This is a genomic window from Kribbella capetownensis (assembly GCF_004331485.1).
Taxonomy (GTDB): Bacteria; Actinomycetota; Actinomycetes; order Propionibacteriales; family Kribbellaceae; genus Kribbella; species Kribbella capetownensis.
In genome coordinates this window covers 161,001-169,547 of record NZ_SJKD01000012.1, presented here as the reverse complement: position 1 = coordinate 169,547, position 8,547 = coordinate 161,001, and the positions used below count along the sequence as shown (strand labels likewise).

The window sequence follows — 8,547 nt, the reverse complement described above, 5'->3', positions numbered from 1 at the left end:
AGACAGCTCCACTCCACGCCGGGAGGCCTTCACGCATCAACCACACTCACCGCGTGTCGTCACACTTTCTCAACCAACGTGCCTGATCAGTACAGCTAGTTCACCGCGTAGACGATGAGCTTGTTACCATCCGGGTCGGCCAGGTGGAAGACGCTGATGCTTCCGATGTCCTCAACCGCCCCGACCTCCGTGGCGTGCTCGGCGGCGAACGAGTGCGCCGCCTGGATGTCGTCGGCGTGCAGCATCAGCAACGGCCCGCCTGGCCGGAACGTCCCCCTGGCGTAGGCGTGCCCGTCCAGGGTCAGGCCGGTGGGACCGTCCATCGGCACGTCGTAGATCAATCCCTCGTGGCTGGTCTCCTGCCTGGGCACTCCGAGCAGGGCGCCGTACCAATCGATGGCGCGCTGCATGTCGGTGACATGGACGAACACAGCGCCGATCCGGTTGTGGATCGGCGAACCTCCAGGCGAATCAACCATGTCCGCACGCTAGCTGGCGGCACCGACGGTTTCGGTCAGACGGCTAGGACCTGGCAGAGGAGGTCCAAGGCGCCCGGGTAGGCGTGGTCGGGTGGGGTGCCGTAGCCGACGATGACTGCTTGCCGGGTGGCCTGGGTCGGAGTGAAGTGGTAGCTGCTCAGGGTGGCGAGACCCAGGCCCTGGCGGGCAGCCCGGGCGACCATGTCTTCCGCGTCGCCGGGGACCTCCAGGAGGACATGCATACCGGCCGATATGCCGGCGACCTTGACGTTCGGGGCGCGGACGGCGAGCAGTTCGACCAGCCGGTCCCGGCGTCGGCGATAGTGCAGCCGGGATCGCCGTACGTGCCGGTCGTAGTGGCCGGAGGCAATGAACTCGGCGAGGGTGAGCTGCTCCAGGGTCGCGGTCTGGAAGTCGGCCGTCCGCTTGGCCGCAACCACCGGCTCGATCAACCGCTGCGGCAACACCATCCACGCGAGCCGCAGCCCCGGCGCGAGGCTCTTGCTGGTCGTCCCCGTGTACACGACCCGCTCAGGGTCAAGCGCCTGCAGCGCGCCCACCGCCTGCCGGTCGTACCGGAACTCACCGTCGTAGTCGTCCTCGATCAGCACTCCCCCGGTGTCCCGTGCCCACTCGACCGCCGCAGTACGACGCTCAGGCGCAAGCGGCACGCCCATCGGCATCTGGTGTGCGGGTGTGAGCAGTGCACCGTCACCAGTCAGCTGGGACACCTGCGCACCCAGCTCGTCGACCGTGAGCGGCACAGGCGTGAGACCCCGCGACCGGATCACGTCCAGGTGCAAGGCGTACCCGAACTCCTCCACGGACACGGTCGTCCCGCCCATATTCCGCAGTACTTCGCTGAGCAGGCTCACGCCCTGCACATAGCCGGAGCAGATCAGGATCCGTTCGGGATCGGCACGGACTCCGCGGGCACGGGCGAGATACTCGGCGAGCATGCGGCGCAGTTCGATCCGGCCGCGCGGATCGCCCAGACCGAACGCCTCGTTGGGTGCCGCGGTCAACGCCTTCCGCGCGGCGGTCAGCCACTCGCCGCGCGGGAACGTCGAGACATCAGGAGCGCCGGGAGTCAGGTCGTAGCGGTACGCCCTTGCCGCAGGCAACGACACGTCGGGAGCCGGTGGGGTGGTGGCACGGTTGGCGACAACGGTGCCGGAGCCTTGACGGGCGGTCAGCCAGCCCTCGGCAACGAGTTGACCGTAGGCGTCCGCAACGGTGTTGCGGGCAATGCCGAGATCCTTCGCCAATGTCCGCGACGACGGCAACCGCGTGCCGGCCGGCAACCGCCCGCTCCGGATCGATGCATGCAACGCTTGAACCAGATCGTTCCGGCCCCGTGACGCCGCCAGGTCCAGGTGCAAGTCAGAACCGGCAGCCCCTCGATCCTCCATGCTCTGGACCTTATGCCTCGACCGAATCACTCAGCCACGCGAACCACCGGACGCCGGACCCCTTGAGGCCTGCTGCCGCCGGGACGATACTCGAAAGATCGGCTGTGACCGGCCGATTCGTGGTGGGGGGCGCCGCACACACAACGGGGCGCAGGGGGATCACTTGGCGTCACCTCGCCGTCCATGCTTGGAGGGGGAAGCGATGCCAGGTCAGGAGGAGTACGACAAGCTCGAGGGCAGGATCGTCAGGCTGGAACAACAGGTGACGACGCGGTCCGAGCCGGATATCCAGGACATCACTGCGGAGGAGTTCCGCATCTATCTCAAGGTCCGCGACATCTTGGCGCAGCTGATCGGCCCCGGTTCCGGCTGCGCGCCGGGCCGGTTCGGCAGCGGCGTCGCCGCCGGCGGCACCGGCTGCGCGCCGGGCGTGATCGGCCCCGGCGACGACGTCGGCGGCTCTGGCTGCGCCCCGGGCGGGTTCGGCGGCGGTGCGGTCGGGCGATTCGGAGACCTCGGCGGATGACCTCGCGGCGGCCAGGTCCGGGACCGTTCATCACAGCGGTTCCCGGCCTGGACGTCGTCGACTTCGATTCCTCGGACGGACCACGCCACGTCATTCTCAGGACGCCGTCGACGACGTTGCGGCTGGAGGGCGGGGTCGCGCGGGTGGTGCGGGACAGGATCCTGCCGGCGCTCGCACAGCCACTCAGCCGTGCGGAGCTGCTCGACGAGTTGTCCGATCTGCCGGCAGCCGAGATCCATCGACTGGTCGGCTCGCTGCTCGATTCGGGTGTCTTGGTGGAGGAGAACGGCGCGGCGCCAGACTGGCTGTATGCGGTGCCCTCGCGCGACGACGACCTGCTCGCCAGACGGTTGGCCACGATGCGAGTTGCTGTGGTCGGGCAAGTGGAGGTTCTTGTGGGAGCCGGGATCCCAGGCCTGATTCGAGCGCCGTACCCGTCTCGGCGCGAAGAGCTGCCCGCCTTGATGGCGGGTGCTGATCTCGTCGTCGCGGCTGGTGATGGCTCGCTGCCGGTCCTGCATCAGTGGGTCAACGCGGTCGGCCTGGAGCTCGGCGTACCGACGTTGCATGTGGAGTTGCAGGCCGCCGGGGCGACGGTCGGCCCGCTGGTACTGCCCGACGGCGGGCCGTGTTACCTGTGTTGGCGGATGCGGGCGCTGTCCTGTGTGGACGACTTCAGTTCGGCGATGGCACTCGAGGAGGCTCTCGATGCTCGCCGGTTCGTGGACGCTGCGGCGAGGCCTGTGCTACCAGCACTTCTGCCGATGGTCACCGCGGCGCTGATGACCGAGGTGTTCGCGCTGACGCTGTCGATCGCGGCACCGCGGCTGGCTGCCAACGTGCTCACACTCGATGCGCTCGTAGGGGGCGAGGAGTTGCATCCGGTGATCCCACACCCGGATTGCCCGGCCTGCGCAAAGAATGATCGTCCGCCGGTAGAGGCTGAGACAACCGACTTCGAAGACATCGCCGGGCGCGCGGTCGACTCGCTCTGCGGTGTGGTGCGCAGGCTCGTTCCCTTCCCGAAGGACATCGATGAGCCCGAGCGGCCGTACGTCGTCCAGGCTGAACTGGCGAACGCCGGCTTCCGCACCGACGGCGATCCCTTCGTCGTCTGCTCCGGCAAGGGCTGGACCCGGCGGCAGGCTCGCGACAGCGCTCTCGGTGAGGCCCTCGAACGGCACGCCGCCATGACGTGGCGACCTGAGCGCACCATCACTTCGACGTACGACGGGTTGGATCGGCCGGGCCTGCATCCGCGGGATCTGGTCCTGTTCGCGGATCATCAGTACGGGACAGTGCCGTTCCAGCCGTGGCGGCCGGAGACCGAAGTCGAGTGGGTGCCGGGACTGTCGCTGGTGAGCGGCGATGAGGTCTGGATTCCCTTGCTGGCAACGCATCTGGGCTATCGGCCGCCGCCGAGCGCCGGGCTGTTCCCGACGACGTCGAACGGGTTCGCGGCCGGACCGGACTTCGACGGCGCCACGCTGCGCGCGTTGCTCGAGGTGATCGAGCGAGATGCGTTCATGATCGCGTGGTCGCATCGGCTGCCGGGTCGCTGCGTGGCCGCGGCCGACGTACCGGACGAACAGACGCGCGGGATCGCCGCGACGCATGCACGGCGTGGGATCGAGATCGTGGTGCACCTGTTGCCGACCGACACCGTGGCGGCTGTCGCCCTCGCCGTCGCATGGTCGGATCGGATGCCGGCCGCGGTTGTAGGGCTCGGAGCGGGGATGGACCCGGCCGCCGCTGCCCGGTCTGCTGTGCTTGAAGTCGGGCAGGCGCGACCGTTACTGCGCGCCCGCCTGCGCCAACCGGGGGTTCGGGCGCGGATGGCGGGGTTGGTTGCTATGCCGGCGAAGGTCGGGAGTCTGGGCGACCACAGCCTGCTGTACGCCGACTCGGCCGTCGGTGGGATGCGCTTCCTCCGCGAGGCTCCGCGTCAGCCGTGGCCGGACATCGCGTCACCCGGGCCTGCCGACTCGGCGGTGTTGATCAAGTCGCTGGCCGAGGTCGCGGGCGACGTACTCGCTGTCGACGTCACGACGCCGGACGTCGCCGAACTCGGGGTGCGGGTGGTGCGAGGGCTGGTGCCGGGGTTCGTGCCGATCTGGTTCGGTGTCAACCAGGCGCGGCTCGGCGGGCGGCGACTGCTGGAGATGCCGAGCCGGATCGGGCTGCGGCCGGCGCGACTGGACCACCTGAACCTCGACCCGCATCCCATGGCGTGAGGACGATGACTGCTTTCCGTACCGCTCAGCCGCTGGCCTGGACCTTCCACCGCGGTACCGTCCGCCGGCGATCCGACAACCCGCAGGTCCTCCAGCCGCGGCCGGAACCGGGGCGTGAGGACCCGTCGGCTCCGTGGATCCGGTTGCCGCCAGGCTTGCGGGTCGCCGCTCCGCTGGCCGACCTTGTGCGCGGACGGGTGTCGTGCCGCGTGTTCCGCGACGAGCTGATCGGCTTCGCGGAGCTGGCCACCCTGCTGCGGGCTGGGTACGGCGTCACCGCAACACTTGACCGGGCGGTGCCGTCCGGCGGCGGGCTCTATCCGTTGGAGGTGAGCCTGCTGGTGCGATCGGTGGACGGCGTACCGGCGGGGATCTACCACTACGTTCCTCTCGCGGACGGTCTGGAGCGGGTGCGCGACGAAGCGGTGCCCGTGCGGCTGATCCGCTCGCTGTTCCTGGGTCAACCGTGGGCGGCCGAAGCCGCCGTGGTCCTTGTGTTCTCGGCCGTCTGCGCACGCAGCCTCGGCAAGTACGGCGAGCGCGGCTACCGCTACCTGTTGCTGGAGGCCGGGCACGCGGCGCAGAACGTCGTACTCACCGCGACCGGGCTCGGACTGGGCTCGGTCAACCTCGGCGGCTTCTTCGACGACGAGCTGTCTGGGCTGCTGGGCCTCGACGCCGAGTCCGAGATCGTCTTGTACGCAACGGCGATCGGCCACCCGACGCCCGGCGACCGCACCGCCCGCCGAGGGCTCGACCGGCTGACGGACGGCTAGTCGACGTCGGTCGGCGACTGGCGAAGTCGGATGGCGAGGGCAGCCACCTCGCGACGGGACGTCGTACCGGTCTTGTGCAGCAGGTTCGACACATGCACGCTGACCGTCTTCTCGCTGATGAACAGCGATTGCGCGATCTCGGCGTACGTCCGGTTCGCGACGAGGTGGGCGAGCACCTCCTGCTCCCGCTTGGTCAAGGATCGGAACGGTCCCGCGGGCTCGTCGTAGGTCGGTGCCGACGGCTCGCCGAGCTGGATCTTGCCGAGGCCGGCCAGCGTCTCCACCTGCTGTTGCAGGGGCAACGCGCCCACTTCGACGGCGAAGTGGTGCGCCGATCTCAGCGGTACGGCGACGACGGCCCGAGGGGCTCTCTCGGCAAGCAAGGCCTGTGCCCACCGCCAGGACGCGACGGCTTCCTCCCACCGAAGTCCCGCGGCACCGCAGCGACGTGCAGCGTCCTCCCAGGCACCTGAGGTCGGCATCTTCGCCATGCATCGTGCCGTCTCGGCGGTGAACAGCGCCTGTATCGCCGGTTGGATCAGATCCTCGGTGGTGATGACTTCGAAAGGCGGCGGTGACAGCCGTGCGCGCAAGACGACCAGGTCATCGAGTTGCGCGCGAGTCGTCCGGAGGCTTCTGCCGTCGCGCCGGTCTCGAGCGGACTCCGCCAGATCGGCGGCCGCACGTGCCCCCCACATCAGCATCTCGTCCGCGTCGCGGGGATCGGCGATGTGCGTGGTCAACGTGCGCGACAGCAGGTCGAGGGCCGCCTCTGCGTGACCCGTCGCGAGCAGGTACTCGGCCAGGACGGGCGGCGCTACCAGCCCGAGACGCTCCTCCAGCGCCGGGATCAGCTCGTTGGCTCGCTGCAGGTGCATGCCCGCCACGTCCAGGCTCCCTTGACGGATCGACAACGACGCTGCGCTCAGCCGAACCATCGCACTCGGGCTCGGTAGACAAGCCAGGGCGAGCCCCTGCCGCGTCACGTCGCTGGTCTCGGCGAAGCGTCCGAGGATCAACAGGTCCTTCGCCAGGATTCCGGCCGCGAAGACCGCCGACGACAACGCCCCGACGTCGAGCGCGAACCGGAGGAACTCCGTTGCCGGCTCGACGCATTCCGCGACACCACCGCGCTGGAGCAAGTAGTTGCGCCGGGCCACGAGGGTCCGCCACAACACATCCGGATCGCCGGTCTTCCAGGCCGAGCGCAACGCCGTCGCAGTGTCCCCGTCGGAACGCTCGTTGCGCAGATCCGCGCAGCCGCGGGCTGCGTAGGCGAGGCTGAGTGCAGCGCTGGATCCAGCACGCTCCGCAGCAAGGACCGCCTCCTCGGCATGTTCGCGCGCCGGCTCGACATCGTTGTTCCAGGCTTGTCGCCAACTGAGGCCGGCCAGGGCTTCGGCGTACTCCGCGCTGTCCGGATACGGCCGGCTCAGCTCGACCGCTCGGCTGGCCTCGACGATCGCCTCGTCGCTCAGCCTGCCGGTTGCCCAGGCCGAGTCGGCCCATCGCCGCCGCAGCCTGCTTGCGCGGAGCGGGTCGGTCCGCTCGTCCACGAGTTCGAGGGCGCGGCTCCACGCCGCGAAGCTCGCCTCGCCTTCGCCGACCAGTTCGTTGGCTCGCGCGACGCGCTCCAGCAGGTCGCCTTCATCTGCCCGGTGGGCCGTATCCGCCCGGCCGCCTTCATCCGCCCGGCCGGCTGTATCCGCACGGCCGGCTGAGTCGGGGCCGTACACCGTGGACCACAGGCGGGCTGCGCGGCGGAGATGGATCGCCTCCTCGCGCCGCGCTCTGATCCCGCTCGCGAGGCCGGCTGCCCTCAGCGACGCCTCGAGACAGGACTCCAGATCGTGCGCGCCCTCGTAGTGCAGCGCCAGGTCGCCTTGCCGTTGGACCTCGTCGGGGCCGGTGGCGGTGCGGGACTCGAGCGTCTTGGCCCAGGCGGCATGCACGGATTCGGCCTCGCCCGGCACGAAGGTCGCGTACAGCACCTCCGCCAGCAGCGGGTGCCGGAACCAGCACATGTCCGCGCCCTGCGCCACGCAGATCCCGGAGTCGGTTGCCTCGACCAGCGCGTTCGTCAGGGCATCGGAGCCGATCCCACGCGTCGCCGCGACCTCCCGCAGGTCGTCGATCGACGTCGGCCGTCCGGCCACCGCGAGCACCCGCATGACTTCACGGCCCGGCGCCGACAGCCGATGCCAGGCGGCGAGCAGGGCCGCCCTCAGCTCCGCCGGCAGATCGGCGGGCAACTCCTCGTCGCCCACGGTGACCCCCTCGAGGAGCAGTTCACTGAGATACGGGTTGCCGTCGGACCGTAGTACGACGTCGTCCACCAGGTGATGGTGCGGGTGATCGCCCAGCAAGTGCGCAAGCTGCTGCTCGGTCTCCTCCCAGGTCATCCGGTCCAGCCGCAGGCCGGTCACCGACGGCATCCGCCGGAGGTCCGCGAGCCAGCTGTGGATCGGATCACCGGTGCCAAGCTCCTCATCGCGGTAGGTGGTCAGAATCGACAGCTGCTGTCCACGGAAACCGGCGATCAGATACGAGAGCGCATCGCGCGACGCAAGGTCGGCCCACTGCACGTCGTCGATGACGAGAACCGCCGGACGATGCGAAGCGATCGCCATCACGAGTGCATCGACCACGGACAGAAGCCGGATCGCACTGCTGGAGGTATACGCATTCAGTGACGGCAACAATCCGCCGGCAGCAGGCACATCAGCGAGTACGTCGGCCAGCTCGCGTGGATCGGCCGACTCCGCCCACCCTTCCAGTGCGCTGATCAGTGGGCCGTACGGCGAATCCACCGCGCCGAAGCGAACGCATCTGCCCCACAGGACCGCCACGCCGCGGGCCGCGGCCTCGTCAGCGGCGACTCGGACCAGGCGAGTCTTGCCCACGCCCGCCTCTCCGTGTACGAACACCGCACACGGCCGTCCTTCGGCAGCCGCCCGGATCGCCGTTCCGAGGATCCTTCGTTCCTCGCCCCGACCGGCGATTCGGGGTGAGCGTAAGACCCCCGCCCCTCCCACATCCCCCAGTCTGCGCCCGTGACGCCGGGCTGTCGCTGTAAATACCCGTGTGCACGATCAACGTGGATCAATCTGTGTACACACG

The 8,547-nt window shown here is 69.3% G+C and carries 6 protein-coding genes; 3 read left to right on the top strand and 3 right to left on the bottom strand.

What is annotated here, in order from left to right; genetic code table 11:
• Positions 1–95: 95 nt before the first annotated feature.
• Both E0H75_RS38525 and pdxR read right to left on the bottom strand, forming a co-directional pair.
• Positions 96–479, bottom strand: coding sequence for a VOC family protein (locus E0H75_RS38525; protein ID WP_131518667.1), 384 nt, complete (start codon positions 477–479; stop codon positions 96–98).
• A 35-nt stretch (positions 480–514) separates the two neighbouring features.
• A complete protein-coding gene (gene pdxR / locus E0H75_RS38520; protein WP_131518666.1) occupies positions 515–1,891 on the bottom strand; it encodes a MocR-like pyridoxine biosynthesis transcription factor PdxR in 1,377 nt (458 codons plus the stop codon).
• A 202-nt stretch (positions 1,892–2,093) separates the two neighbouring features.
• Between pdxR and E0H75_RS38515 the strand changes: the two genes are divergently transcribed.
• Genes E0H75_RS38515 through E0H75_RS38505 form a run of 3 tightly spaced genes read left to right on the top strand, consistent with a single transcriptional unit; the run spans position 2,094 to position 5,427 of the window.
• Complete coding sequence (locus E0H75_RS38515; RefSeq protein WP_131518665.1) at positions 2,094–2,417, top strand: hypothetical protein; 324 nt, start codon at positions 2,094–2,096, stop codon at positions 2,415–2,417.
• The gene (locus tag E0H75_RS38510; RefSeq protein ID WP_131518664.1) at positions 2,414–4,651 is read left to right on the top strand and encodes a TOMM precursor leader peptide-binding protein; all 2,238 of its coding nucleotides are present in this window, start codon (positions 2,414–2,416) and stop codon (positions 4,649–4,651) included. The genes E0H75_RS38515 and E0H75_RS38510 overlap by 4 nt, the downstream gene beginning before the upstream one ends.
• A 5-nt stretch (positions 4,652–4,656) precedes the next feature.
• Complete coding sequence (locus E0H75_RS38505; RefSeq protein ID WP_131518663.1) at positions 4,657–5,427, top strand: SagB/ThcOx family dehydrogenase; 771 nt, start codon at positions 4,657–4,659, stop codon at positions 5,425–5,427.
• Here E0H75_RS38505 and E0H75_RS44760 read toward each other — a convergent pair.
• On the bottom strand, positions 5,424–8,462 hold the full coding sequence (locus E0H75_RS44760) for a helix-turn-helix transcriptional regulator (RefSeq protein ID WP_165554363.1): 3,039 nt from the start codon (positions 8,460–8,462) through the stop codon (positions 5,424–5,426). The two genes, E0H75_RS38505 and E0H75_RS44760, sit on opposite strands and share 4 nt — an antisense overlap.
• Between the last annotated feature and the right edge of the window lie 85 nt (positions 8,463–8,547).

Coding starts and splice junctions, on each gene's coding strand:
- E0H75_RS38505 (WP_131518663.1), top strand. CDS start 4,657: ATGACTGCTTTCCGTACCGCTCAGCCGCTGGCCTGGACCTTCCACCGC.
- E0H75_RS38515 (WP_131518665.1), top strand. CDS start 2,094: ATGCCAGGTCAGGAGGAGTACGACAAGCTCGAGGGCAGGATCGTCAGG.
- E0H75_RS38510 (WP_131518664.1), top strand. CDS start 2,414: ATGACCTCGCGGCGGCCAGGTCCGGGACCGTTCATCACAGCGGTTCCC.
- pdxR (WP_131518666.1), bottom strand. CDS start 1,891: ATGGAGGATCGAGGGGCTGCCGGTTCTGACTTGCACCTGGACCTGGCG.
- E0H75_RS38525 (WP_131518667.1), bottom strand. CDS start 479: ATGGTTGATTCGCCTGGAGGTTCGCCGATCCACAACCGGATCGGCGCT.